Annotated in this window: 25 protein-coding genes; 11 read left to right on the top strand and 14 right to left on the bottom strand. The window is 64.7% G+C overall.

Annotated features, from left to right (window positions below; genetic code table 11):
• Positions 1-21 precede the first annotated feature (21 nt).
• Positions 22-231, top strand: a complete 210-nt coding sequence (locus tag ACSBP4_RS03820) for a CbaC protein (protein ID WP_373633211.1) — start codon at positions 22-24, stop codon at positions 229-231.
• A 115-nt stretch (positions 232-346) separates the two neighbouring features.
• Here the strand turns inward: ACSBP4_RS03820 and ACSBP4_RS03815 are convergent, their stop codons facing one another.
• Positions 347-832: a metal-dependent transcriptional regulator gene (locus ACSBP4_RS03815; protein WP_435551406.1), complete on the bottom strand. Its 486-nt coding sequence runs from the start codon at positions 830-832 to the stop codon at positions 347-349.
• A 192-nt stretch (positions 833-1,024) separates the two neighbouring features.
• Between ACSBP4_RS03815 and ACSBP4_RS03810 the strand changes: the two genes are divergently transcribed.
• Positions 1,025-1,165, top strand: a complete 141-nt coding sequence (locus ACSBP4_RS03810) for a hypothetical protein (RefSeq protein WP_006182074.1) — start codon at positions 1,025-1,027, stop codon at positions 1,163-1,165.
• 9 nt (positions 1,166-1,174) lie between these two features.
• Here the strand turns inward: ACSBP4_RS03810 and ACSBP4_RS03805 are convergent, their stop codons facing one another.
• Complete coding sequence (locus ACSBP4_RS03805; protein ID WP_435551405.1) at positions 1,175-1,588, bottom strand: hypothetical protein; 414 nt, start codon at positions 1,586-1,588, stop codon at positions 1,175-1,177.
• 165 nt (positions 1,589-1,753) lie between these two features.
• On the opposite strand from ACSBP4_RS03805, the gene ACSBP4_RS03800 reads away from it, so the two are divergent.
• Entirely contained in the window at positions 1,754-3,211 is a 1,458-nt protein-coding gene (locus ACSBP4_RS03800) for an MATE family efflux transporter (RefSeq protein ID WP_435551534.1), read from the top strand.
• A gap of 422 nt (positions 3,212-3,633) precedes the next feature.
• Here the strand turns inward: ACSBP4_RS03800 and ACSBP4_RS03795 are convergent, their stop codons facing one another.
• The 3 genes from ACSBP4_RS03795 to ACSBP4_RS03785 form a co-directional block, all read right to left on the bottom strand.
• The gene (locus ACSBP4_RS03795; protein ID WP_049966621.1) at positions 3,634-5,589 is read right to left on the bottom strand and encodes an archaea-specific SMC-related protein; all 1,956 of its coding nucleotides are present in this window, start codon (positions 5,587-5,589) and stop codon (positions 3,634-3,636) included.
• Positions 5,590-5,650: 61 nt separating this feature from the next.
• The gene (gene rdfA, locus ACSBP4_RS03790; protein WP_172704591.1) at positions 5,651-6,277 is read right to left on the bottom strand and encodes a rod-determining factor RdfA; all 627 of its coding nucleotides are present in this window, start codon (positions 6,275-6,277) and stop codon (positions 5,651-5,653) included.
• Positions 6,278-6,402: 125 nt separating this feature from the next.
• Positions 6,403-6,753: a hypothetical protein gene (locus ACSBP4_RS03785; RefSeq protein WP_435551404.1), complete on the bottom strand. Its 351-nt coding sequence runs from the start codon at positions 6,751-6,753 to the stop codon at positions 6,403-6,405.
• 313 nt (positions 6,754-7,066) lie between these two features.
• Here ACSBP4_RS03785 and ACSBP4_RS03780 point away from each other — a divergent pair, with 313 nt between their 5' ends.
• The 5 genes from ACSBP4_RS03780 (at position 7,067) to ACSBP4_RS03760 (ending at position 15,096) form a co-directional block, all read left to right on the top strand.
• Complete coding sequence (locus ACSBP4_RS03780) at positions 7,067-9,322, top strand: NADP-dependent malic enzyme (RefSeq protein WP_435551403.1); 2,256 nt, start codon at positions 7,067-7,069, stop codon at positions 9,320-9,322.
• A gap of 693 nt (positions 9,323-10,015) precedes the next feature.
• Positions 10,016-11,323 (top strand): MFS transporter, encoded by a 1,308-nt coding sequence (locus ACSBP4_RS03775; RefSeq protein WP_435551402.1) that lies wholly within the window; start codon positions 10,016-10,018, stop codon positions 11,321-11,323.
• Positions 11,324-12,015: 692 nt separating this feature from the next.
• Positions 12,016-13,077 (top strand): zinc-dependent alcohol dehydrogenase family protein, encoded by a 1,062-nt coding sequence (locus tag ACSBP4_RS03770; protein WP_049966625.1) that lies wholly within the window; start codon positions 12,016-12,018, stop codon positions 13,075-13,077.
• 367 nt (positions 13,078-13,444) lie between these two features.
• On the top strand, positions 13,445-14,464 hold the full coding sequence (locus ACSBP4_RS03765) for a Gfo/Idh/MocA family protein (RefSeq protein WP_435551533.1): 1,020 nt from the start codon (positions 13,445-13,447) through the stop codon (positions 14,462-14,464).
• Positions 14,465-14,880: 416 nt separating this feature from the next.
• On the top strand, positions 14,881-15,096 hold the full coding sequence (locus ACSBP4_RS03760) for a hypothetical protein (RefSeq protein ID WP_006182085.1): 216 nt from the start codon (positions 14,881-14,883) through the stop codon (positions 15,094-15,096).
• Between the two features lie 82 nt (positions 15,097-15,178).
• On the opposite strand, the gene gvpM is transcribed toward ACSBP4_RS03760, so the two are convergent.
• The 8 genes from gvpM to ACSBP4_RS03720 form a co-directional block, all read right to left on the bottom strand.
• Positions 15,179-15,532 (bottom strand): gas vesicle protein GvpM, encoded by a 354-nt coding sequence (gvpM, locus tag ACSBP4_RS03755; protein ID WP_435551401.1) that lies wholly within the window; start codon positions 15,530-15,532, stop codon positions 15,179-15,181.
• Entirely contained in the window at positions 15,529-16,473 is a 945-nt protein-coding gene (gene gvpL, locus ACSBP4_RS03750; protein WP_435551400.1) for a gas vesicle protein GvpL, read from the bottom strand. The genes gvpM and gvpL overlap by 4 nt, the downstream gene beginning before the upstream one ends.
• Positions 16,470-16,814: a gas vesicle protein K gene (locus ACSBP4_RS03745; protein WP_049966628.1), complete on the bottom strand. Its 345-nt coding sequence runs from the start codon at positions 16,812-16,814 to the stop codon at positions 16,470-16,472. Before ACSBP4_RS03745 ends, gvpL begins: the two co-directional genes overlap by 4 nt.
• Positions 16,811-17,410 carry a gas vesicle protein GvpJ gene (gvpJ, locus tag ACSBP4_RS03740; protein ID WP_435551532.1) on the bottom strand — a complete coding sequence of 200 codons (600 nt, stop codon included), beginning with the start codon at positions 17,408-17,410 and terminating at the stop codon, positions 16,811-16,813. Before gvpJ ends, ACSBP4_RS03745 begins: the two co-directional genes overlap by 4 nt.
• A 101-nt stretch (positions 17,411-17,511) precedes the next feature.
• Entirely contained in the window at positions 17,512-18,471 is a 960-nt protein-coding gene (locus tag ACSBP4_RS03735) for a hypothetical protein (protein ID WP_435551399.1), read from the bottom strand.
• A complete protein-coding gene (locus tag ACSBP4_RS03730) occupies positions 18,468-19,061 on the bottom strand; it encodes an Hsp20/alpha crystallin family protein (RefSeq protein WP_435551398.1) in 594 nt (197 codons plus the stop codon). The genes ACSBP4_RS03735 and ACSBP4_RS03730 overlap by 4 nt, the downstream gene beginning before the upstream one ends.
• Positions 19,061-19,315 (bottom strand): gas vesicle protein GvpF, encoded by a 255-nt coding sequence (gvpF, locus tag ACSBP4_RS03725; protein ID WP_006650650.1) that lies wholly within the window; start codon positions 19,313-19,315, stop codon positions 19,061-19,063. Before gvpF ends, ACSBP4_RS03730 begins: the two co-directional genes overlap by 1 nt.
• A 2-nt stretch (positions 19,316-19,317) precedes the next feature.
• Positions 19,318-19,941: a GvpL/GvpF family gas vesicle protein gene (locus ACSBP4_RS03720; protein WP_435551397.1), complete on the bottom strand. Its 624-nt coding sequence runs from the start codon at positions 19,939-19,941 to the stop codon at positions 19,318-19,320.
• A gap of 231 nt (positions 19,942-20,172) precedes the next feature.
• Here ACSBP4_RS03720 and gvpA point away from each other — a divergent pair, with 231 nt between their 5' ends.
• Genes gvpA through gvpO form a run of 3 tightly spaced genes read left to right on the top strand, consistent with a single transcriptional unit; the run spans position 20,173 to position 22,062 of the window.
• Entirely contained in the window at positions 20,173-20,457 is a 285-nt protein-coding gene (gene gvpA / locus ACSBP4_RS03715; protein WP_006182094.1) for a gas vesicle protein GvpA, read from the top strand.
• 6 nt (positions 20,458-20,463) lie between these two features.
• A complete protein-coding gene (gvpN, locus tag ACSBP4_RS03710) occupies positions 20,464-21,489 on the top strand; it encodes a gas vesicle protein GvpN (protein ID WP_435551396.1) in 1,026 nt (341 codons plus the stop codon).
• A gap of 39 nt (positions 21,490-21,528) precedes the next feature.
• The gene (gene gvpO, locus ACSBP4_RS03705) at positions 21,529-22,062 is read left to right on the top strand and encodes a gas vesicle protein GvpO, halophile-type (protein WP_435551395.1); all 534 of its coding nucleotides are present in this window, start codon (positions 21,529-21,531) and stop codon (positions 22,060-22,062) included.
• A gap of 265 nt (positions 22,063-22,327) precedes the next feature.
• Here the strand turns inward: gvpO and ACSBP4_RS03700 are convergent, their stop codons facing one another.
• Positions 22,328-23,839 carry a pentapeptide repeat-containing protein gene (locus tag ACSBP4_RS03700; RefSeq protein WP_435551394.1) on the bottom strand — a complete coding sequence of 504 codons (1,512 nt, stop codon included), beginning with the start codon at positions 23,837-23,839 and terminating at the stop codon, positions 22,328-22,330.
• Between the last annotated feature and the right edge of the window lie 93 nt (positions 23,840-23,932).

Genomic DNA, 23,932 nt, shown 5'->3' with positions numbered 1-23,932 from the left:
ACATATGACGGGAACCAAAATATGCGACTTTCCAAGGGTGCGCTTCTCGTCGTCATCGCCGTCCTCATCCCGTTCGTCGTCGAGTTCCGGACGGCCCTCTCGTGGTTCGGTATCACGCTGTCCGTCCTCGAGACGGGTGTAGTCGGGCTAGCGGTCGTCATCGCCCTCCTGGCCTGGGCGATGTGGCCACAGGAGGACGGTGCGGCGATGGAATCACACCGATCCGACTAACGGCGTTTCGAAGGGCGCGAACTCGGCTGACGACCGTCCGGTCCCGGTCGTCGCTGTCGATTCGCTGTCGGACCAAGCGCCCGCCATCGGTGGTCGGGACTGGAAGGCGGTCCCGCTAACCCTCGGCGTGAGCCTCGACGAGACAGCCGTCGGACCCCTCACCGATGCGTCGGCAAGCGTCGACACGGGGGTCGTCGATCCGCTCTTGCAGCCGGTGGACGCCGGTTTCGGGAATCGTGTATCCGATCCGATAGGCGGTGTAGTCGTCGATATCGTACGCCAGGACGCGATCGAAAAAGGACGTGACCACGCACTGTCGCCACGCGAGCGACTCGGCGATCGCCGCTCCGCGGGGCGTCAGCTCGACGCCGGCGTACTTCTCGTACTCGAGGACGGCGTCCTCGGCGAGTCGTCCGACCATCTCGGTGACGCTTGCGGGGCTGGTGTCCAGTTGCTCGGCGAGTTCACCGGTTCCGACCCGTCCCGTTCCCCGAGCGGCGAGCCGGGAGACGGTGAGGAGGTACCACCCTGCGGTCGGGCTGCGTAACGTACACGGTCCGGCCGTCTCGGCGGCATCCATCGCCGCGTCTGCGGCGGTCATCGTTCGATACACCGTACCACGGGAACCCACGAATCATACTCCACGAATATGTTCCTCAATTCAATTACTGACGAACGTGTGTTCCGAGGGTTCGGACGTGTATCGGCGAATCGAACGGTATCGAACCGTCGAGAACTCCGACCGGAGATAGTAGCGACGAAACTTAACTCACCACGAGTGGTAGCTCCTCGCATGGTGTACCAGTTGCGGTGTGACGGCTGTGATTTCGAGCGGGAACACGCGGACTGGGCGGACGCAAACAGGGATGCCAGGGATCACGAGGCGGAACACGGCGATCACTGGGTGCGTATCGTCGACCTGCAGGAAGCCTGAGCGGACGGCTCACTCTCCGGGGCCGTCGACCCCCTCGAGCGCCGCTGCCAGGATCGCGGTGTGGACCGTTCGGCTGTCGGTCTCCTGAATCGTGGCCGCCGCCTGGAACCGCTCGCGGGCGCGGGCCACCGTCTCCGGCTCGGCGGCGAGTTGCGCGAGTTCGAACGCCTCGGGGTCGACGGCGCGAGCGGCCCCGAAGTCCGCCGCGTCGTACAGGTCGGCGAAGTCCGCGACGAGGTCGGCGACCAGCTGGGCGGTCGCGTCCGCACCCGGATCGCCGACCGGCACCGTCGAGCCGGTCGGCTCGAAGTAGTTCGCGTAGTCGACGACGCCCGCCTCCTCGTAGAGAATCGTCTCGAGCGCGTCGAAGACCGGCGGCGAGACGTAGACGCCGAACAGTTTGTATCGATCGTCGCTGGTCATCGGTTCAGGTCGACTCGATCCGACGCGCTCGAGCCGGATAAATCCGGTCGCCGGTCGACCGCGACCCGCGGTCGCCGCGGTGATCCGAACGGTCGTCCGTGACGGACGAGGCCGGTATAAAGCGTTTTAGCGTCGACTCCCGAACCGCGAGGCGTGGCTTCTCGAGTGCCGAACCCGTTCCGGTGGCTCCTGCTATCGATCGGGTTCCTGCTCGCGCGGGCCGGCGTCGTCGACCGGGAGCGCGTCGTGCGAACGACGGACCTCGCGTGGCCGCGGATCGTCACGGGCATCGCCCGGATGTCGAAGTCGGCGGCGGACGTGGCGATGGTCGGGATCGCGCTGGGACCGGCGGCGATTGCCGGCGTCGGCTTCGCCACGCCGTTCTGGGCGCTCGCGTTCGGGATCGGCGGCGGGGTCGCCGGCGCGACGATCGGGCTGGTCTCCCAGCGATTCAGCGCGGGCGCGACCGAGAACCTCTCGCTGGCGGTGACGACCAGCGCGCTCGTCGTCGTCGCGATCACCGTGCCGCTCGCGGCCCTGTTCTGGCTCGTTCCCGCGGAGCTGATCGGACTCGTCGGTGACGACGCCGCGTCGGTTTCCTACGGTGCCGACTACCTCCGGGTCGTCTCCCTCGGGGTTCCCGTCGCCGCCCTGAACCTGATCGGCAGCCGGACCCTCGTCGGGGCCGACGACGCCTGGACGCCGATGGCGTTGCGAGCCGGCGGTGCCGTCGTCAACGTCGCGGTCAACGCCGTCCTGCTGTTCGTCCTCGAGCTGGGCGTCGTCGGCGCGGCGATCGGGACGGTACTGACCAACGTCCTCGTGCTGGCGGCGTTCGTCACCGGCTTCGCGTTCGGTCGGCTCCCGGTGATCGGCGAGTTCCCGGTCAGGATCTACCTCTCGCGGCCGTACACGACCCTCGAGGACGTCCGGAACGTGATCGAGATCGGGACGCCGCTCGTCTTCACCAACGTCGCCCGCCGGGGCGCGCAGTTCCCCATGCTCGCGATCGTCGCCCTGTTCGGCCCGAACGTCGTGGCCGCCTACGTCGTCGCGCGCCGGGTGCGGGACCTGATGGACACGCCCGGCTGGGGGTTCTCGCTGGCCTCGAGCAGCCTCGTCGGCCAGGAACTCGGCACCGGCGACGAGGGCGACGCCGACACCTACGGCTGGGAGGTGCTGTGGTTCGGCACCGCCGTCTACCTCTGTAGCGCGGCACTGGTCCTCGTCTCCGCCGAGCGGGTCGGCCGGCTCTTCGTCGACGACACCGAGATCCTCCCGCTCGTGACGACGTTCATCGTCGTCGCCTGCGTGAGCGTCGTCTTCCGCGGAATCAGCGGCGGCGCGACCGGCCCGCTGCGTGCCAGCGGCGACACCCGCTGGCCGTTCTATGGACAGGTACTCGGGCTGTATGCGTTCGCGCTTCCCGTCGCCGCCCTCGGTGCCGTCGCCGTCCCCCTGCCGGGTCTCGAGGCCGTGACGCCGCTGGGAATCGGGGCGCTGTACGCCGCGTTGATCCTCGAGACGCTCGTCCCGGCCGCCGTCACCTACCACCGGTTCGCCGCCGGCCACTGGAAGGCCATCAGCCGCGGCTACCGGCCCGACTCCTCGCCCGGCGATTGATAGAAATACCAGTCTCGTTACTATCGTTCTATTCTGGTACGATTTCGGTCGAGCTAGTAGGCAAGGACTCACTCGATGCCGTCGGTATCACTCGAGCGAATCGCCGACGATCACTCAAACGGGCTTAGAGCCGATATCACCGGCCACGGGTGTATTACGAACTGGCTGATTCATCGTGTGTATAGTCCCGGTCGAACTGAATCATACCCCAGAGAGATGGCCCCTGTCCGTCGGTTCCGTCGATTTTCCGTTCAGGGCTGATGGCCGGCGCCGGCGAACCGGCCGAGGAACCGATCGATCGAAATTCACGTATGAATTCCGAAAGTATATCGAAAAACTTCGATGTCTGATGAATAAAGGCCGGTCGATCGATATCGGTCGTACGGCGGCGACGGAACGAGGACGTCGGCGATCGCCGAGCGCTAGATCTCCTCGACGTACGTGTACGACTCCGACAGCGCCTCGGCGTCCTCTCGGAGCAGGGCAACGACGAGACAGTCGACGTACTCCTCGAAGTAGGCCACGAGGTCGGCGATCCGGTTCGAGTCGATCGCCTCGAGCGAGTCCAGCAGCATGAACGGGACGATCTCGTAGACGTCGTGGACCAGGTAGCCGGCCAGCGCGAAGACGAGCCCGGTGACCTCGCGTTCGCTCTCCGAGAGGTGGTCGACGGTGTCCTCGTAGGTGCGGCCGTCCTCGGTCGTCCGGACGATGTGGAGGTCGAAGGCCGTCCGCGAGACCTTCCGCCGGCCCTCCCGGACCGTCCGCTCGCGGCGTTCGATCCAGATGCGGTCGATGTTACGGTACTCGAGAATCGAGAGGATCGAGTCCATGTGGTCGTTGAACGCGTCGACGGCGTTCTCTTCGATCCGGTCGACCCGTGTTCGAAGGTCCGTCAGTTCGTCCTCGACCGTCTCGCGACGCTGCTCGAGGTCGCTTCGCTCCTCGATCTTCTCCTCGATCTCCGCGATTCGCGCTTCGACCTCGTCGCGTTCGGCCTCGAGGTCCTCCAGTTCGAGTTCGAGCCGGTTCAGGTCGCGGTGGGTATCGATAACCTCGCCGTACTCGGCGTTCTCGTAGGTTTCGGCGTCCGATTCGAGGTCTTCGACGCGCGCCCGCTGCTCTTCGAGGTCGGCCTCGAGAGCCTCGATGCGGTCCGTGCGGCGCTCGAGTTCGTCCTCGACGGCCTCGAGTCGCGTTTCGATCTCCCCGCGCTTTTGGCGTTGCTCGCGCAGTTCCTTTCGCCGGTCGGAGAGGTCGTCGATCTGCTCTTGGAGATCGCTGCGCTCGTCGAGTTTCCGCTGGCGGAGCGAGCGCAGTCGGTCGAGCGTCGCCTCGATCCGGTCGCGGTCGACCCGGGAGCCACACGTCCAACAGACGACGTCGTCCGAGTCCGCCAGCAGCTGGTCGGTCACGTCGCCGTCGTCGTCCGCGGCCGCTCCGTCGTCGACCTCGAGATCGACGTCGAAGCCGTCCTCTGCGAGCCGTTCCTCGTTGAACCGGATCACGCTCTGGAGTTCGCTGACGGTCGTATCGAGCGACCGCTTTCGGTCCCGCAGCTCCTGGACGCGGCCCTCGAGGCGATCCGGCGACTCGGGGTCGTCGTCGAACGCCTCGAGTTCGGTCTCGAGATCGTCGCGTTCGGTCTCGAGTTCGGCGCGGCTCTCGCGTTCGGTCTCGAGATCGTACTCGATCGACTCGAGTTCAGTCCGGGCCTCCTGGAGGTCCGCGAAGGCCGACTCGATCGCGTCCTTCCGTTCGCGGCTCGCCTCGACGTCGAGATCGAATTCCTCGAGGTCGGCCTCGAGATCGGCGATCCGCTCCTCGGTCGCCTCGATCTCGTCCGCGAGCGCGACGCGGTCGGACTCGAGGTCGGGCAGTTCGCTGTCGAGTTGGGCGAGTTCCTCGAGCCGGCCGTCGAGGTCGCGCTTTTCGGCCTCGAGGCGGTCGATCTCCGCCTCGATCTCGTCGGTGTCGATCGGCCGCATGATGATCTCACGGAGATCGTCACCGCTCCGGACCGCACGGCGGGCCTCGTTGGACTCGAGCAGGAAGGCGAACAGATCCGCCAGCTCCGGCTCGTCGAGATATGGGTCACCGTCGAAGACGACCTCGCCGTTGCGCCGCGTCAGCGAGCGCATGTATCGCTCGTCGTCGAAGGTCAGTTCGACGCGGCCGTCGTCCGCATCTCCTTTCAGGGACGACCGACGGCTGCCGAGCGCCGCCATGATCGTCTGCAGGAACGACGTGCGGTTCGTCGCGTTTCGTCCGGTCAGGACGTTCACGCCGGGCGCGAGCGTGACCTCGGTGCTATCGATTCCGCCGATATTCTCCGCCGCGACGGTAATCGACGAGGTGACTGACTCTTGAGATGACACGAGCGCCCTTTCACGCCGCTGAACTAAATGCTATGTGGTTACGGCCGGTTTCGCATCGGCGTCACGCGGCGTCGGGCGCGTCGCAGTCACAGCCGCCCCGCTCGAGCAACTCCGCGATTCCGTAGTCGGCACCGCAGTTCCCACAGATCGTCCGGACGTCGACGAACACCTCGTACTCCCGGTCGGTGATTTCGTCGGCGTTCCCCAGTTCCTCGAGCGTCGACTCCGTGATGACCTGCGTCCGCCCGGCGAGCCGTTGGACGGTTTCTTTCTTCCGCTCGATGCGATCCTCGGTGTCCTCCTCGGGGAGGGAGGCCTCGCGTACGTTCGTGAGATAGGAGTAAATCGTCTGGTGGGTAACGAAGTCCGACTCGACCGCGTCGACGTCGACGCCCGCCCGCTCGAGTTCGCGCCGTCGCCGAACCGCGACGGATCGCGACGCATCGTCGTCGGTCAGCGTTCGATAGAGCGACCCGACGTCCGTATCGAGGGCCGAACCACCTGCCTCGCGCACAGCGGCACGGAGGACGGCCTCGTTGAACTCGGTCGCGAGGTCCCGAAGGCTCGTTCGGTCCGTGCCGTCGCCGATCCACTCCGCCTCTAGGCGCTCCCCCCACTCCTCGAGGCCGTACTGGTCCATCACTCGCTCGACTTTCGTTCGCCGCCCACCACGCGAGTCGTCTGCCATACCGGATGGCACCGCGGCCTCTCCTACAAATGTTGTGGTCGTCACCGGTTCGGTCGGGGGCGGCGGCCACCGAACGAACCACCGCCGCTGACCGGTCGGTCGCGGTCGGAACTATCCCCATTCGTTCACGAGACGTAACGATCGGCTGCCACCTCGAGGACGTCGACATCGTCGGCGCCGAAATCCGACGGATGGAGACCAGTTCGGTAGGAGTGAACCGAACTGAAACCGACCGAAATGTCGGATAACAGTAACACAGTTTTTTGTTTATCGATCAATTCAGGGAGGGTATCGACGAGCGGTCCGACGAGCGGGCGGCCGAGCCCGATCGCGGCGCCCCCTATTACACGAATATGCCTGTAAGGGCTGTCGATCGATCGGCCGGGTCTCGTTTTCCAGTGGGCAACGGCCGTGTGTCTCTCGTAGCCGTTGAAACGATTGACACACTGATCGCACTGTCCGCGGTTCTCGCTCACGTCGCTCGCTCCGAACCGCGCTCCTGTCGTGCGATCAGGTGTGCAGTAACTGTCAGTGGCTACGATAGGTCGGCCCGACAGGGAGACGGGGTCTATCGCCTGTCAGCGGCGGGTAATGACGGCTCACCAGCCGCTCGTCGGACGAGCGGACCGATGCCTGGACTGTGGGGGGATCTCGCGTTCGACGACCGCTCGTGCAGTGTGGTGATCGTGGCCATGCACCCAGGCGAGCTGTCGACTGATCGAATCTCGAGGCGGCGAGTGCCACAGCCGTACACTTTTGTCGGTCCGGCAAAGACACTCGATCACAACAATGGACGAAGACGCGCTCGAGTATCACCGGACGGATCCACCGGGCAAGATCGAGATTTCGACGACGAAGCCGACGAACACCCAGCGTGACCTCTCGCTGGCGTACTCGCCGGGCGTCGCCGCACCGTGTCTCGAGATCGACGAGGACGAGACCGACGCCTACCAGTACACGACCAAGGGCAACCTCGTCGGCGTCGTCTCGAACGGCTCGGCAGTCCTCGGATTGGGTGACATCGGCGCACAGGCTTCCAAACCCGTCATGGAGGGCAAAGGCGTGCTGTTCAAGCGCTTTGCCGACATCGACGTCTTCGATATCGAACTCGAGCTGGACGAGACGGACGCGTTCGTCGAGGCGGTCGCGGCCATGGAGCCGACCTTCGGCGGGATCAATCTCGAGGACATCGCCGCGCCGGAGTGTTTCGAGATCGAGGAGCGACTCCGCGAGCGACTCTCGATTCCGGTCTTTCACGACGATCAGCACGGCACCGCCATCATCACCGGCGCGGCGCTGCTCAACGCCGTCGAGATCTCGGGGAAGGACCTCGCCGACCTCGAGGTCACCGTCGCCGGTGCGGGCGCGGCCGCGGTCGCGACGGCGCGCTTTTACGTCTCACTGGGCGTCCGCCGGGAGAACATCACGATGGTCGATATCGACGGCATCCTGACGACCGAACGGGCCGAGGCCGGCGATCTCAACGAGTACAATCGCCAATTCGCAAGCGACGTGCCAGAGGGCGAACTCGCGGACGCCATGGTCGACGCGGACGCGTTCGTCGGGCTCTCGACCGGCGGCATCGTCTCCCAGGAGATGGTCCGCTCGATGGCCGAGGACCCGATCATCTTCGCGATGGCGAACCCCGAGCCCGAGATCGACTACGAGTCCGCCAAGGCGGCCCGCGACGACACCGTCATCATGGCCACCGGCCGCTCGGACTACCCGAACCAGGTCAACAACGTCCTCGGGTTCCCGTTCCTGTTCCGCGGGGCGCTCGACGTGCGCGCGACCGAGATCAACGAAGCAATGAAGGTCGCGGCGGCCCACGCCCTGGCCGAACTGGCCAAACAGGACGTCCCTGATGCGGTCGTCAAGGCCTACGGCGACCAGCCGCTGCAGTTCGGCCCGGACTACATCATCCCGAAACCGCTCGATACGCGGGTGCTGTTCGAGGTCGCGCCCGCAGTCGCGCGGGCGGCTATCGACTCGGGCGCGGCCCGCGTCGAGTTCGACGTCGACGCGTACGTCGAACGCCTCGAGGCCCGACTGGGCAAGTCCCGCGAGATGATGCGCGTGGTGCTGAACAAGGCCAAGTCCGACCCCAAGCGGATCGCGCTGGCGGAGGGGACCGACGAGACGATCGTCCGCGCGGCGGCCCAGATGGCCGACCGGGGCGTCGCGGAGCCGGTCCTGATCGGTGATGCGGCCGAGATCGAGCGGACGGTCGCGGACCTCGCCCTCGAGTTCGATCCGGACGTGGTCGATCCCGGGAGCGGCGACTACGGCGAGTACGTCGATCACCTCTACGAGCGCCGTCGACGCAACGGCGTGACCCGCCGCGAGGCCGAGACGATGATCCGCGACGACACGAACTACTTCGGCAGCGTGATGGTCGATCGCGGCGACGCCGACGCGATGCTCACCGGGCTGACGAACCACTACCCCTCGGCGCTGCGGCCGCCGTTGCAGGTGATCGGGACGGCCGACGACGCCGACTACGCGGCCGGCGTCTACATGCTGACGTTCAAGAACCGCGTGGTCTTCGTCGCCGACGCGACGGTCAATCAGGCCCCCGACGCCGACGTCCTCGCGGAGGTCACCCGTCACACCGCCGATTTGGCCCGGCGGTTCGACGTCGACCCCCGGGCTGCCCTGCTGTCCTATTCGGACTTCGGGAGCGTCGACAACGAGGGGACGCGAAAGCCCCGCGAGGCGGCCCAGCGGCTCCACGACGACCCCGCCGTCGACTTCCCCGTCGACGGCGAGATGCAGGCCGACACCGCCGTCGTCGAGGAGATGCTGACCGGTACCTACGAGTTCACCGACCTCGAGAAGCCCGCGAACGTCTTGGTCTTCCCGAACCTCGAGGCGGGTAACATCGGCTACAAGCTGCTCCAGCGGCTGGGCGGGGCCGAGGCGATCGGCCCGATGCTGGTCGGCATGGACGAACCGGTCCACGTCCTCCAGCGCGGCGACGAGGTCAAAGACATCGTGAACCTCGGGGCCGTCGCGACGGTCGACGCGCAAGGCGACGAGTCCTGATCGGCTCCACCGGCCGTCCGTTGGGCCGGCACGCGTCGCGTTCAGTTCGATCGCCCCGTCTCGGGCCGTCGATACGTGCAGCACCTCGAAACGTTGTACGTCTGCCGGCCCGGGTCGGCAGACGAACGCTCGAGACAGCGTGAGCCTCCCGATCCTGATTACAGACATAAGCGTGTAACGGGGTATTCAAGTTCGGCTTTCGGGAATCACTTGGCAACCAGCACATACGCATACCCAACTGATGTGTGATAAGACATGTATCGATTCACAGCTGCGGAACGGGTTCAATTCCGTGTAGCAGTACAGATACGTGGATTTTGAAAAGCACCCTCATAACCGATCGATACGGTGGTTGATACAGTGGTCTCCCCGTACCTGCCCACCAGCGTCCCACACAGTTTCTATCCAGTCTCCGGTCGACGAAAGACGACTTCCGGGCCGTACCGACCGCGACTTCGGCACTCTTCCGCTACTGAACGCGCTAGGTCGATACTCGAGCGGCTACTCGCCTAACCTTGTCCGCCAGTACATACGTTTATTGCCATTTCGGGAGTTCTCTCGGATTTAGTTACCTTTCGAGACGCTCGAGAGACCAGCTGTCGGGGCCGGCGGGCGAGTCCGACCTAGGCAGGTTGAAGGCCGCGTGTTCGAAACGGGAGGGCGTATGGACGAACCGGGTGATCGGCGGCGACGATGAGTGAAGCGTCGACGGAGGAGACGGCGCATACGGCCGGTGAGATCCGAACGATCGCGCTCGCGGTCATCGCCGGCATCTTCTTCGGCGGGGTGGCGACCGGGGTCGCGTTCCCGACGCTGCCCTTGCTCGACGAGAAACTCGTCATCTCCGCGGTCATGCTGAGTTTCATCCTGTCGGCCAACCGCATCGCCCGACTGTTGATGAACACGCCTGCCGGAACGATTATCGACCGCTACGGCGCGCGGAAACCGATGATCTTCGGGCTCTTCACGCAGGCGCTCGCGCCCTTCGGCTACATTCTCGGCCTGAACGCGCCGGCGACGATCCTCGGCTCCGTTCCGGGGCTCGGCGAGGTGTCGCTGCCCGGTCTGGTCTTCGTCCTCTCGAGACTGTTCTGGGGTGTCGGCAGCGCCTTCGTCTTCATCGGTGCTTTCGCTACCATCACCTACGTGACGACCGCGGACAACCGTGGCCGCTGGATCGGCTACATGCGCGGCGGCCAGTCGCTTGGCTTCCCGACCGGGCTCATCGTCGGCGGGGTCCTGACTGACCTCGCCACCATGGAGACCGCCTTCCTCGCTGCGGGCGTCCTCGCGCTGATCGCCGGCACGATCGCGACGCTCGTCCTCCCCGACGTCCACAGCGGTACCGACACCCGATCGACCGGCCTGCGAGAACTGCCGTCGCTGCTTGCCGGTCGCCCCACCGTCCTCCTGATCGGCTTCGGCAACTTCACCGTCCAGTTCCTCTGGGGCGGGATCGTCCTCTCGACACTGGCCCGGTACGCGAACGTCTACGACCTCGAGATCGCACTGCTTGGCGCAGCGGGGGTAAGCGGCGTGGTCATGGCGGTCGGCGTTCTCACCTCGGGAGCGACGACGCTCGGTACCAGCTGGATCTCCGACCGGATGAACGACCGGACGCTGTTGACGGTGCCGGCGTTCCTGTCGATGGCTGCGGGCTTTCTGCTCATCGGCTCCGTCCCGACGATCGAGGCGTTGTTGGTCGCGATCGCGCTCGTCGGCGGCGGGATGGGCGTCGCCGCACCCGCGCTGATGGCCATTCTCGGGGACCTCACGCCCGGCGACGAACTCGGTCGGATGGGCGGCGTCTACAACGTGATGGGCGACATCGGACTCAGTCTCGGGCCGCTCGTGGCGATCCCGGCCGTCGACAGCTGGTTCGGATACCAGTGGACGTACGTCCTCTGTGCGGCCCTCGTCACGAGCTGTCTGGTGTTCGTCTCCGCGCCGCTGCTTCGCAACCCCGACGTTTCGACGACGGGGGCCGTCGAGGCGGACTGAACCGGCGTCGTGTGGCCGCTGCGTTCAGCCGGCACGTCCGGGCCGCCTCGAGAACGCCTTCATCCGACCAGCAATCGATATCGGTCCGATAGATAGCACGTTCTATAAGATTTGTTTCATATTTGTCCGAAACTCCGAATACGCCGTTCGCCGGTACCGCCGGAAAACTGAGCCGATTCGTGGCCGGTTGCTCGGCGCTTCGGAGGCGGTTTTGCTCCCCAGCGTTCGGTTTCGGGTCGGACCGCGAGTTCCTCGCAGTTCGTAATCGAACATCGCGTCACGAATGGCTCTGCCGTGGTTTCGATGGCGGATTATCGCTCTACTCTGCGATTTCCGAGCCGGGTGGACGGTTGCTGAGCAGACGTATATATACTATTTTCGAGTAGTATTGCGAGTTGGGACGTCGTCGGTCGACGACTCCGTCGAGGGCGCTCGAGTCGACACCTCACTCTGACGACCGATGGCCATTGACGATCGATACGATACAGTGTACCACGACACATATTCGTCGAACCGAATACATCGGCCGTCGGTTGTCACTCTCCGACCGTCGTCCCCGTTCGCGGTCGAAGCGAGCGTGGCCGTTCCGCGGATCGACTCGGCGAAAAACGGAGAGAAACTCAACACGGGTTTGTGACATATCGGTCACGTACCGCACACACTTTTGTACTCGCTGACCGAACAGTCAGGACATGCGAGCAGCCGTACTCGAAGAACATGGGGAACCGCTCGCGGTCAAAGACGTCGACTATCCCGAACCGGAACCGGATCAGGTCGTCGTCGAGACCGAGGCGTGTGGGGTCTGTCGTAGTGACTGGCACGCCTGGCAGGGCGACTGGAACTGGATCGGGGCCGGCGTCCCGGAGGGGCAGATCCTCGGCCACGAGCCCGCCGGCGTCGTCTCCGAGGTCGGCTCGGAGGTCGAGACCCTCGAGGCGGGCGACCGCGTCGCAGTCCCGTTCCACCTCGGGGACGGCACCTGTCCGCACTGTCGTGAGGGACGGGCCAACAACTGCGAGACGGTACTCCCGCTGGGGCTGTCGGAGTTCTCCCAGGGCGCGTTCGCGGAGGCGTTTGCCGTCCGGGAAGCCGACTTCAACTGCGTCAAACTCCCCGACGAGGTCGACTACGACGAGATGGCCGGCCTCGGCTGTCGGTTCATGACGGCCTACCACGCGCTGGCCGACCGCGCCGACCTCCGGCCGGGCGACTGGGTCGCCGTCCACGGCTGTGGCGGCGTCGGCCTCTCGGCGATCCACATCGCGGACGCGCTGGGAGCCCACCCGATCGCGATCGACCTCGTCGACGACAAGCTCGAGCGCGCCGAGGAACTCGGCGCCCGCGAGACGGTCAACGTGACCGAGGTCGACAGCTCGGCGCAGGCGGTCCAGGAGATCACCGACGGCGGTGCCGACGTCTCCATCGACGCGCTGGGCGTCGCCGACACCTGCAAGAACTCGGTCAACAGCCTCGGCACGCGGGGCAGCCACGTCCAGGTCGGGCTGACGACCGGCGAGGAGGAGGGCCAGATCGAACTCCCCGTCGACGTCATGACGATGCAGGAGATCGACTTCCACGGCTCCTTCGGAATGCCGCTGGTCCGCTACGAGGAACTGTTCAAGCTGATCGCACAGGGCACCCTCGAGCCCAGCAAGATCATCGGCGAGCGACTCTCGCTCGACGAGCTACCGGAGACGCTGGCCTCGATGGACGACTACGAGACGGTCGGTATTCCGGTCGTCACGGAGTTCTAACCGGCGATAGGTAGCCGCCGCTGGCGGCTCGAGCGTCGGAAACCCCGGGCGGGGCGGGAACCGCCCTGGGCGTGAGAGACATGAGCGTACTCGAAGCGGGGCGAGTCCACATCCGAGCGATCCGGGCACGAACGCACGCAATCGGCTGCTTAGCGCGTCGCCGTTGACCGAACGCGTACCCGGCGGGGCCTTTCCTCCCCGCAGGCCGGACAATGCAGGCAGTGGACATTGTTATGCAGTCACTTGGGTGGCGGTAGCCCCCTCTGATCGAACGCAGGCGGCGTCTAACGCCGGCGTAGCCGGCTACTACGGACCGATGGTTCTCCGCACGGTCGGTCCCGGGCTTGCCTGCGACGGTTCCAAAGGGATGGCACTGGACGCCGTGTCGGTCCCCATGAACGACGCCATCGACGCCGGGCCGGTCCGGATCGGCATCGTCGGGCTGGGCTACATCGGCAGGACCGTCGGCGGACAGTTCCACCGCCACGCGGACGCGACCGTCGGCGCGATCTGTGACCTCGAGCCGTCGGTCCGCGAGAAGGTGGGCGATCAGTTCGGAGTCCCCGCGGACCGCCGGTTCGCCGAGTACGAGACCATGCTCGCCGAGGCGGCCCTCGATGCTGTCCTCGTGGGGACGCCACACACGCTGCATTACACACAGGTCGTCGCCGCCCTCGAGCGGGGCTGTCACGTCTACTGCGACAAGCCGCTCACGACAGACCTCGAGCGGGCCCGGGACCTCGCCGACCGCGTCGAGGCGAGCGACCGGACCGTGATGGTCGGTTACCAGCGCCACCTCCAGACGGCGTTTCGACGGGCCCGCGAGCGGTTTGCCGACCGCGACCCGGAGTGGGTGACCCCCTCGATCACGCAGGACTGGATCGACGATTCCCGCGGTACTTGGCGGCTCGATCCGGACCGCTCGGGCGGCGGCTTCCTCTACGACACGGGCAGTCACGTCCTCGACGGCGTTCTCTGGACGACCGGGCTCGAGCCCGCCTCGGTCGCCGCCAGCATGGACTTCCACGACGAGGCCGGCCGGGTCGACCGCCGCGCCCACCTCGACGTCGCGTTCGAGAACGGCGCGACCGGGACGTTTTCGTTCCACGGCGACGCGCCGTCGGTCCGGGAACACGTCCATTTGTGGGACGACGCGGGCGCGGTCTACCTCGAGGGGACCCAGTGGGGCCCCCGAGAGGTCCGCGAGATCGACGCCGACGCCGGCGAGTATACTCCCTACGTCGACCCCCGAGGCGAGCGGTCCCGGGCCGACGCCTTCCTCGAGAGCGTCCGCGAGGGGACCGAGCCGCCGGCGACGGTCCGGGACGCCCTCCGGGTGACGGCCCTGACCGAAGCGGCCTACGAGGCGGCGAGGACCGGAAAATGAGTCCCCGTCGGCGACTGATACGGTTTGCTGTACCGATGTATCGGTGCGACCGCGACACAGCCTACGGTCGCACCGGAAATGACGTACAGCAGACCGTCTGAGTTCCCGGGTCGTGGCCACGCCTCGAGTCCGGTTCGACGCCGGTCGGGAGCCGCCGAATCGGTGCCCGGTAATTACGGTATTTCGTCAGGAAAGACGATTTTTCGTCCGTCGAACAGCGACGGGTTCGTCGTTCCGCGTTCCCACTTCTGTCCGGTGGTTACGGTGTTATTACCCGGCCGTTCGGGAGCCGGAGCGCCGACGGCATCGCCACGGTGGACCTCGAGCGGCCGAGACCGGGGTAAGAGGGCGATAGCTTCCCGTCGCTTTCGGTTACAAGCCGGATAACTACAACCGGTCGTGGCTATCGAACGGGTATGATCACCTGCACTAACTGCGAGACCGCCCAGTTCCTGCAGATCACGCAGAGCCGCGTCTACTTCGAGGACGGCGAGATGATCAACGAGATCTCCGAGACCTACGAGTGTACGCTCTGTGGCGCGACCGGGAAGTACGTCTACGACGAGGACCGCGACGAGGAGACCGTCACCGGCGAGGTCGAACACACGACCGAGCGCCCGAAGTACGCCTGACCCGTCGCCCCCGTTCGGGGGCGTCCGACCGCGAACCGTATCGACCTCGCCGATCACGAGGGCGGTCCTCGCGCGATCCTGATCAGTCCTTCTCGTTCGTTTCTTCCGTCTCGTCGATGCCGGCGTTCGAACTGCCGATCCCGAGTTCCTCGAGTCCCTCGAGGGCCGCGTCCGGCTCGGTATCCTCCCGGTCCGCGTTCGGATCGTCGTAGTGGGTGCGGCGACCGGCGGCCGCCATCCGCCGGTGGGCGTCCCAGTCCTCGAAGAGCCCGTACTCGTTCATCGTCTCCATGCCGGCGATCGCCGCGGTGAGCTTGATGCCGACCAGCGGGATATCGGCGATCGAGACAATCACGTCCGCGCGGAGGATCGCTCCGTCCCGGAGCAACACATCGAGGACATCGACGAGGCTCTCGTCGTCCTTTCGCGGTCTCATAGGTTCGGGTTCGTGTGTTCGCCGTCCGTTCCGTCGCCGTCGCTCCCCAACTCGGGCGCGAACGTGTACGGCGGCCACGGCCCCGTGAACCTGACCTCGAGGCCGTCGGTCGCGGCCACGTCGTCGAGGACCGAGCCGATCGCGCCCTCGTCGTCCTCGTGGGCCAACAGGGTGAGCCGAGCGAGCGTCTCGCCGTCGTCCGCTTTGCTATCCCCTGCTCCCGCACTGCTGCCGGCCACGTCGTCCGACAACTGCGCGCTCGGCGACCGCTCGAGGGCGTGGACCTCCCTGGCTTCCGCGGCCAGTCGCTCCCGCAGGTCGGCGGTCACCGACTCCCGGCGGGCCGCACGGAGTTCGGTCAGCCGCTGGTCGAACTGCTTCTCGAGCAGGAAGGCGGTCCCGTCCTCGGCGTCGTCGATCCGCTCGTCGAGCTCGCGCAGCCGGTCGTCGCGTTCGATCAGCGCCGCGTCGTCGACGGGATCGATCTCGACGACTTCGACGCGGTACTCCCAGTGGCCCGCGAGGCCGTCGAGCGCCCGCTCCAAGATCCCTCGCTCCTCGCGGAGCCACTCGCGGAGGCCGTCGTCGTCGCCCCGGAGGATCGTGTCGAACTGGAAGGGGATCGGCGTGCCGAAGGCCTGGCCCGCCTCGTCGACGACCGTCTGGTGGCGGACGAGCCAGCGCCTGATCTGGGCGAGGTCGCCCGAGTCGTAGACCCCGTCGCAGGCGTGGACAACCGCGCCGATGCCGTCCGCGACGACGACCGACACCGGCTCGCCGTCGACGCCGGTCGTCTCGAGGTCGGCGTCTCCGTCGGTCCGAACGAGACAGTAGAGGTACCGCCCCTCGTCGATCGACGGGGCGTCGGCCGGCTCCGCGGTCCCCGCCCCGTCGATCGTCTCGAGCCGGTCGGCGGGGTCCTCGAGATCGTGGTCGCTCATTCGGACTCACCCCCGAAGACGGAGTGGCCGGGTTGCGTCGTCGCCGTCGGCTGGCCGTGGAGTTGTTCGATCGCGTCGTTGACCAGCCCGTCCAGATCGCTTCGAAGGTCGTCGACGCCATCCTCGATCCCCTCGTCGTCCTTGAGCCGCTCGATCTCGGTCTCGATTCTGGCGAGTTGGCCGCCCAGCCGCTCGATCTCCTCGTCGGTGAGATTGCCCGACTCCATGCGCCGGACCGCCTCGCGCTCGAGGGCGTCGATCAGGATCTCGACGACAGCGATGACGAGCGTCATCAGCCCGTCACGGGCGTCCTCGCCGTCGCCGACGTCGATCGCCGTCACGGGTCGTCACCCCCCGATTCGGTCTCCGACTCCGCGTCCGGGACGGCCTCGTCGTCTGCGTCTCCGTCGCTCGAGTCGGTGTCGCCGCTCGAGTCGGCGTCGCTCGAGTCCGCCTCGTCGTCACTGAGCAGATCGAACCCGCCGCTGGTGGGCCGCTCGGGGTCGGGTCTGGCACCGAGTCGTTCGCTGACCTGTTCCTCGTCGCCGACGGCAAGCTTGCTCTCGGTCGATTCGCCGCCTCGCCCGTCGTCCGCCGAGGCTGCCTCACCGTCGGCGTCCTCCTCGGCCGTGACGTTGACGCCGCGAGTCGGATCGATCACCGGGTTCGGTCGATCCTGCTCCGCGATCGCGGGGTCGTCGACCGCCTCGGCGACCCGGCGCATATCGGTTCCTTCGGGGAACTCGAGGCCGTACTTCGCCGCGGTCTCGAAGGAGGCGATAGCGGCCCGGACCTGGACGCCGAGCAGTTGGGTATCGCCGATCGAGACGGCGATGTCGGCGTTGATGACGATTCCCTTGTCGAGTAACATCTCGACGACCTCGGCCAGATCGGCCTTCTGGCGGCTGGGCTGGAAGTCATCGGGCACTGCGATCACCTCCGTGACGGGTCGTCGCGGCGCAGTCGGTCGTCGCACGCACCTCGCTGTCGGTCGGTCGGCGGAGTGGTGGGTCTGTCATCGTTGGGTCTCCTGTCGGGTCATCGCTGCCGCTCCTGCCGTTCGTTTCGCCGCTGGCGCTCCGGCCGTTCGTTCTGTCGCTGCCGTTCGCGCTCGAGTTCGAACCGGCGGCCGTAGATCCGCTTGCGGCTGGGTGCCGTCGAGAGCTTCACGTCTTGGGGCACCGTCGAGTAGCGGGCCCCGCCGCCGAGATCGCGCCGGTCGACGGGCATCGTCGAGGACGCCGTCGGGTTCCGCGAGTTCGTCCCCCTGTCCTGGCGGCGCATCTTCTCGCGGTTGAACTCGTACAGTCGCTCGAACTTCTCGTGGGTCTCGAGCAGTGCGGCCCGAAAGGCGTCGATGCCTCGCATCGCCTGCTGCTGGATGGCGACCTGGTAGGCCGCCGGGTCCTCGGCGACATCGATATCGCCCAACGCTTCCTTGGCCGCCGCGCCGGCGTCCATGCCGCTGTCGAGGACGCCATCCTCGTCGTCGCCGAGCAGGCCCTCGCCGTCGTCCCCGCCGTCCGCGACGTCCGAGACCGCGTCCTCGAGCATCCCCGCGTCGTCGCCGTCCTCGAGGTCGTCGAGGGCGGCGTCGAGTTCGCGCTTGTTTTCCCAGACGTCGGTCAGGTCCGCGGCGTTCCAAGCGTTCAGGAGGTCGATCGCGCCGAGGAGTTCCGTGAAGTCGACGAGGTCGGTTGCGCCCGTCTCCTCGTCGGCCACCGCGTCGGGGATCTCCCCGAGTTCGATCGCGTCGAGGAGTTCGTCGCCGTCGACCGCGTCGGGCAGTTCGCTCACGTCGATCGCCTCGAGCAGTTCGGCGGCCTCCTCGGCGACCCGAACGAGGGTATCGAGGTCGCCAACGACCGTCTCGAGGGTGTCGTCGTCGAGGTCGTCGATCGTCTCGCTGTCCGCGAGCGTCCCCTCGAGTCGCCCGATGCTCTCGATCGCGTCGTCGACCAGCGCCTCGAGACTCTCCTCGGACTCGGCGTCGCTCATGTGTCGCCTCCGCCGTCCGTCCCATCGTCGGCGGCCGTCTCGTCGTCAGTAGCGGCGTCGTCCGCTTGCGCTCGGACGTGAACCGTCAGTACACCGTTTCTCATCTCGGCCTCGGCGGTCCGCTCCGCCCACGGAACCTCGACCCGATCGAGTTCGGTCCCGTCGACGGCGACGACGAGCGTCGAGTCGTCGAACCCGACCGTGACGTCCGCCGGATCGACTCCGGCGACGTCCGCCGTGACGAGCAGTTCGTCCTCGTGTTCCCGGGTGGCGACGTGATGATCGCTCGAGGGGCTCGCGGACCGAACGCGGCGTCGCCGCGATCGGTCGCGGCCGGCCGTCCCCTCGCCCGGCCACCCGCCGAACGAACGCCGTTCCGACGGCGACGCGTCGCCGGCGAGATCGTCGCCGGATCGGATCGAAATATCGTAATCGAAGACCGCCCGGTCGCTCCGGCGACGGCCCGAGGTCGACGTCGCGTCGCCCTCGAGGGACTCCAGTGCGGACAGCAGGCTCGAGAGCCAGCTGTCGCTCTCGTAGTCGCTGTCGTCGGCCGATTCGTCGCGGTCGTCGGGGGTGCTGTCGGTCATTATCGTTTCACCTCTACGCGGCCGCTCGAGAGCCGCTCGTGAACGTCGCGGGCGACCTCGAGGTCCGCCTCGAGTCGCTCCTTGCGACGCCGGTACTCGTCCTCGTCACGCTCGCCGAGTTCGTACAGTAGCTGGTTCTCCTTGAGATCGGCCTCGAGGGCCTCGACGTCGTACAGCTCGTCGAGCGCGATCGAGTGGAGGGCGTTGATGATGCCGACGAACGGTCGGAACAGGAGGTCGTCGAGGATGAACATGGTTACTGTTGGGCGCCGATCTTCACGTCGACGAAGCTGTAGGGTGCGAACGGCCCGGTGTACCTGACCATGAGTTCGTCGTGGTCGTCCTCGAAGCGGGCGATCTCGTCGTCGAACGCCGCCCGATCGTCCTCGGCGACGAGGTACGACCGATTGAGGACGAGTCGGTCGCTGAACAGGTCGTTCTCGACGGCCTGTGCGGCGATGGGGTCGAGACGCTCCGCGACTTCGGCCTCGATCGCCTCGCGGTCGACGTCGGCCCCGTCCTCGCTGACGAGTTTGAGCCCGAGTTCGACCGTGCCCTCGATGTCGCTCATCGCGCGCCGGAACGCGGGCCGCGCGCCGCGCAGGACGTTCTTCAGTGCCCGGTCGCTCTCGAAGGCCATGCCGAACTGCATCGGGACGACGGTCGTGCCGCCGTCGTAGTCCATGATCTCGCGGAGGACCTCGTCGTGGCGCTGTGCGTCCTCGTCGGTCTCCTCGGGGTCGGTGGTGTCGATGTCCGAAACGACCGCCCCGAGCCGGCGATGCGAGACGGTGTAGACCCGCTCGGCACCGGCGACGGCCTCGGTCTCGAACTCGACGGTGTCGGCTTCGACGACGCCGTAGACGTATCGATTACTCATCGTTTCAGTGGGGGCGATAGCGGTACTCGTCCGAACCCTGCGGGCGGGAGTACGCGAGTATCGTCGTTGGGGCTACACCACCGCCCCGGGTTACCGTGGTGCTTGCAGTCGCAGCCCTCATCGCTCTCCTGCCGGCGAGTCCACCCGAGTCGCGGCGGCAAGGGTTCCGCTCCCCCTGGCTTGCAGTCGCAGTCCAAGCCGTGTTACGAACTCCCGCTGAAGAGCTGGTGTATGGCACAACCACAACGAAGACCCGACTCCTCGAGCCTCGCGGAGGTACTGGACCGCGTCCTCGACAAGGGCGTCGTCATCGACGTCTGGGCGCGGATCTCGGTCGTCGGGATCGAACTCCTGACCATCGAGGCCCGGGTCGTGGTCGCCTCGGTCGACACCTTCCTGCACTACGCGGAGGAGATCGCAAAAATTGAGCAGGCCACGGCGGAGGGCGACCTCGACGAGCTGGAGGAACTCGAGGTCGAGCCCCGCCCAGAGTCGTCGCCGAAGTCGGCGGAGTAACTCCCCATGGCCGACGACACGTCGCGCAAGCGAACGGTCCGCGGCACGAAGATCCGGGCCAGTCGCGAGCAGAAGGAAGGTCGCAAAGCGAAGAAAAAGCTCGCGCGAACGGCATCGAGCGTCGGCGAACGCAACGGCGATAGTCCCCTTTCCGACCCCGACGACGTCGTCCCCGAGCCGTTCGTCGAGACCGACGCGGTCCGGTCGCTGCGCGATCGGATCAACGGCTGGCTCGAGGCGGACCAGCCGGTCCACCTGATCGGGCCGACCGGCTGTGGCAAGACGGCGCTTGCCCTGTCGGCCGCCGCAGAGCGCGGCCGCCCGGTCGTCTGGCTCAACGGCGACGAGTCGGTCGACACCGCCGCGCTGGTCGGCTCCCACGCCGGTGGCGAGCGCTACGAGGAACACGACCGGTACGTCAGCGGCGTCGACAAGAAGACCCAGATCGTTCGCGAGCGCTGGGTCGACAACCCACTCTCCGTGGCCGTCCGGGAGGGTGCGACGCTCGTCTACAACGAGTTCTCGCGCAGTGATCCCGCCGCCCACAACGTCTTGCTCTCGGTCTTCGAGGAGGGCGTCCTCGAGCGACCGGGCAAGCGCGGCGAGGACCGGACGATCGACGTTCACCCCGAGTTCCGGGCGATCCTGACCTCGAACGACGTGGAGTACGCCGGCGTCCACGAACAGCAGGACGCCCTGCTCGATCGGTTCATCGGCGTCCACGTCGACTACTACGACGACGAGACCGAACGCGAGATCGTCGGCGCACACGTCGACCTCTCGGCGGACGATATCGCGGCCATCGTCGCGAAGACGCGGGCGCTCCGGGCGGAACTCGAGATCGTCGTCGGCACCCGGGCGGCGATCACCGCCGCGCAGGGGGTGGCCGTCTTCGACGGCCACAACGGGGACGGCGAGTTCGACGACGAGACGCTGACCCACGTCTTCACGGACGTCCTCGCGCCGAAGGTCGCCGGCGGGAACGGCGGCGACATCGAGGAACTACGATCGAAAATCGCCGAGACGGTCTGAACCGCAAGGAGGCGATCGAACGAACACCGACGACAGACCATGGCCGAAGCCGACACGCAATCACGAGCGCAGTGCAAGGCCCGCACCGAGGACGGCGAGCGCTGCTCGCGGCCGGCCGGCGAGGACGGCTTCTGCTACCAACACGACGAGAATGATCCAACAGTGAGCGACAGCCAAGCGAGTCAGGAGGAGGAACAGGACGAGAGCGACGAGATCGAGGAGCCCCGCTCTCGCGGCACGACCCATATGACCGCCGACGAGATGACCGATCCCGACGAGGTCGAGACGGAGGTCGACGTCGAGCAGGAGGAGATCGCGGGCATCCTCGCGGTTCGCGAGACGGTCCAGTCGACCGCCGGCCAACTCATCGGCCACGAGTTCGACGGCGTCAGCGAGATCTCGCCGACCGACGACGGCTGGCGCGCCGTCGTCGAAGTCGTCGAACGCAGAGCCGTCCCCGACACCCAGGACATCATCGGCCGCTACGAGATCGAACTCGACCCCGGCGCGACCGTCCACGGCTACCGCCGGGTCGACCGCTACCGGCGCGGCGACACCGCCCAGTTCGAGTAGCTTCGTTCGCTCGAGGGTGGTGGTAAGCCGGCTCGAGTGACAACGCTGTCGCTGGATCGTCTCGTCGGACACACGACGCACCATTTCTCGGATGTTCGGATTGCTCGAGGGTATTGGGTTATAAACACCGTCAAGAGACTCGGTGCAACAGACGGAGAGCAGGTGTTCTGGACACCATTGCCCCGGCCGGAGCTTGCGGAGGCCGGGGCAATCAAACAGTAGAAGATTCTGAATCGTAGAATAGAACAGAGGAAAATCTTTCAGATCAGCGTGTAGCACGACGACCTAATACAAATACAACTAAGGCAATAAATATCGCACCAAGAGAAGACTCTACTATCACTAATACCTGAGAGAATCCGAAAGGAACGATGTCACCAGTAGTACTTGGAGTGAATGTTTTGATACTAAAAAGAAGACCGTCAAGAAACGGCTGAGGTGATTGGCTTATAATATCACTCACTTCACTAGGCCAACTGAATGCATACGTGTTCTTCTGAGTTTCTAATCCAAATACTGGATAAAAGACCCCAAATACTAGTATAATAGCTAGTGACGCGATTGTTAAGTTTGTAATTCCCTCTCCGAACTTCATAATCCATTTTGATGACTCCGCTCTAATTGCTCTAAATAGGAAGACAAAATATTTCAAAAGAGGGTGATTCTCAAGTGGTATCCGTAAGAAGTGTTCTTGATCCTCTAACAGGGTGGGATTGCCTTTATGTTGTTCCCAATATTGTTTCCGACGAAGGTCTTTTTCTTGGATATAGTATTTTATTGATTTATCTATCATGCCATTTTCTCTAAAAACAGTTTGGAGAGTGCGATATGTCCATAAAGCTTTCAGATCCCGCACTGGCCTGTTTTCCAATTTATCCGGTGGTGCCTCATTCCTTTGATAAGAGGACAGGTCATCAAACTCGGTAGTATGATCAATCTGAACATCTGCCAAAACCGCATTGTGAAATTCTGCATCGGTAAAGTCTGATCCCACTAAGTAAGCCTGATCAAACTTCGCACCCTCTAAATCTGCATCAGAAAAGATCGTACCGAGACAGTTGGCATGGCTGAAAATCGTTTGAGCTAGTGTCCCATCCGAAAAATCAGCATTTTGTAGATTTGCATGAGTGAGATCTGATTTAGTCAAATCAACATTTTGCCATTCTACTTCTTCAAGATCAGCCTCCTGAAGATTTACCCCGTCAAAACTTGTTTCCCCCTCCACATTTGATTTGTCATTAAAAATAGCCTTTTGAAAGTTTCCTCCCTCAAAATCAACATCTGAGAAGGTGACTGCTCTTAAATCGCTTTCTTTGAAGTTTACCTCGCTTTTCTCTTGATTCGACATTTCGTGAAGATTCGACCCTTGGAGAATTGATCTCTCAAATTTACAATCAGCTAAATCAATGTTAGCGAAGTATGAGTTTGGGAGTATTGATTCTGAGAAATCTACGTCTTTGAAAGTACAGTTCTCGAATGTAGCTCCTGGAAAAGCACCGTCAATTTTCAGGCTCTCGAATTCGCCGCTAATATAGATATTGCCAATAGTTACATTGTTCTCTTGCAACTTTTTAACTAAATCTGCAGTCTCTTTTTCACTCTCTGTATGCCAATAGCATTTCTCACTACCAGGGGCAGATTTCCGATAGCAGCAGTGGTTTTTAATCTTCTTTCCAGAGTACTTGATTGAGGTTATTCGTCCACCACTCCTTTCTGTATCTCTATAGAGTGGATTATCTTCTGCGGACCATTGAAAAACCTCCCCACATCGGTCCATACTCCGTCTTTTGACTCCTATCTTATAAACGTGTTAGTAAAGGCCAATGCTATCGATCTAGAAGAATCAGGAGAATATTTAAACTCCCCAGCA

It is taken from the genome of Natrinema sp. CGMCC1.2065, assembly GCF_051225675.1.
Taxonomy (GTDB): Archaea; Halobacteriota; Halobacteria; order Halobacteriales; family Natrialbaceae; genus Natrinema; species Natrinema thermotolerans.
This window is presented reverse-complemented; position numbering and strand designations above follow the sequence as displayed.

Bases quoted from the DNA above. Each gene is read 5' to 3' on its own strand.
- ACSBP4_RS03820 (WP_373633211.1), top strand. From the start codon at position 22: ATGCGACTTTCCAAGGGTGCGCTTCTCGTCGTCATCGCCGTCCTCATC.
- ACSBP4_RS03815 (WP_435551406.1), bottom strand. From the start codon at position 832: ATGACCGCCGCAGACGCGGCGATGGATGCCGCCGAGACGGCCGGACCG.
- ACSBP4_RS03810 (WP_006182074.1), top strand. From the start codon at position 1,025: ATGGTGTACCAGTTGCGGTGTGACGGCTGTGATTTCGAGCGGGAACAC.
- ACSBP4_RS03805 (WP_435551405.1), bottom strand. From the start codon at position 1,588: ATGACCAGCGACGATCGATACAAACTGTTCGGCGTCTACGTCTCGCCG.
- rdfA (WP_172704591.1), bottom strand. From the start codon at position 6,277: ATGGCAGACGACTCGCGTGGTGGGCGGCGAACGAAAGTCGAGCGAGTG.
- ACSBP4_RS03780 (WP_435551403.1), top strand. From the start codon at position 7,067: ATGGACGAAGACGCGCTCGAGTATCACCGGACGGATCCACCGGGCAAG.
- ACSBP4_RS03775 (WP_435551402.1), top strand. From the start codon at position 10,016: ATGAGTGAAGCGTCGACGGAGGAGACGGCGCATACGGCCGGTGAGATC.
- ACSBP4_RS03770 (WP_049966625.1), top strand. From the start codon at position 12,016: ATGCGAGCAGCCGTACTCGAAGAACATGGGGAACCGCTCGCGGTCAAA.
- ACSBP4_RS03765 (WP_435551533.1), top strand. From the start codon at position 13,445: ATGGCACTGGACGCCGTGTCGGTCCCCATGAACGACGCCATCGACGCC.
- ACSBP4_RS03760 (WP_006182085.1), top strand. From the start codon at position 14,881: ATGATCACCTGCACTAACTGCGAGACCGCCCAGTTCCTGCAGATCACG.
- gvpM (WP_435551401.1), bottom strand. From the start codon at position 15,532: ATGAGACCGCGAAAGGACGACGAGAGCCTCGTCGATGTCCTCGATGTG.
- gvpL (WP_435551400.1), bottom strand. From the start codon at position 16,473: ATGAGCGACCACGATCTCGAGGACCCCGCCGACCGGCTCGAGACGATC.
- ACSBP4_RS03735 (WP_435551399.1), bottom strand. From the start codon at position 18,471: ATGAGCGACGCCGAGTCCGAGGAGAGTCTCGAGGCGCTGGTCGACGAC.
- ACSBP4_RS03730 (WP_435551398.1), bottom strand. From the start codon at position 19,061: ATGACCGACAGCACCCCCGACGACCGCGACGAATCGGCCGACGACAGC.
- gvpF (WP_006650650.1), bottom strand. From the start codon at position 19,315: ATGTTCATCCTCGACGACCTCCTGTTCCGACCGTTCGTCGGCATCATC.
- ACSBP4_RS03720 (WP_435551397.1), bottom strand. From the start codon at position 19,941: ATGAGTAATCGATACGTCTACGGCGTCGTCGAAGCCGACACCGTCGAG.
- gvpA (WP_006182094.1), top strand. From the start codon at position 20,173: ATGGCACAACCACAACGAAGACCCGACTCCTCGAGCCTCGCGGAGGTA.
- gvpN (WP_435551396.1), top strand. From the start codon at position 20,464: ATGGCCGACGACACGTCGCGCAAGCGAACGGTCCGCGGCACGAAGATC.
- gvpO (WP_435551395.1), top strand. From the start codon at position 21,529: ATGGCCGAAGCCGACACGCAATCACGAGCGCAGTGCAAGGCCCGCACC.
- ACSBP4_RS03700 (WP_435551394.1), bottom strand. From the start codon at position 23,839: ATGGACCGATGTGGGGAGGTTTTTCAATGGTCCGCAGAAGATAATCCA.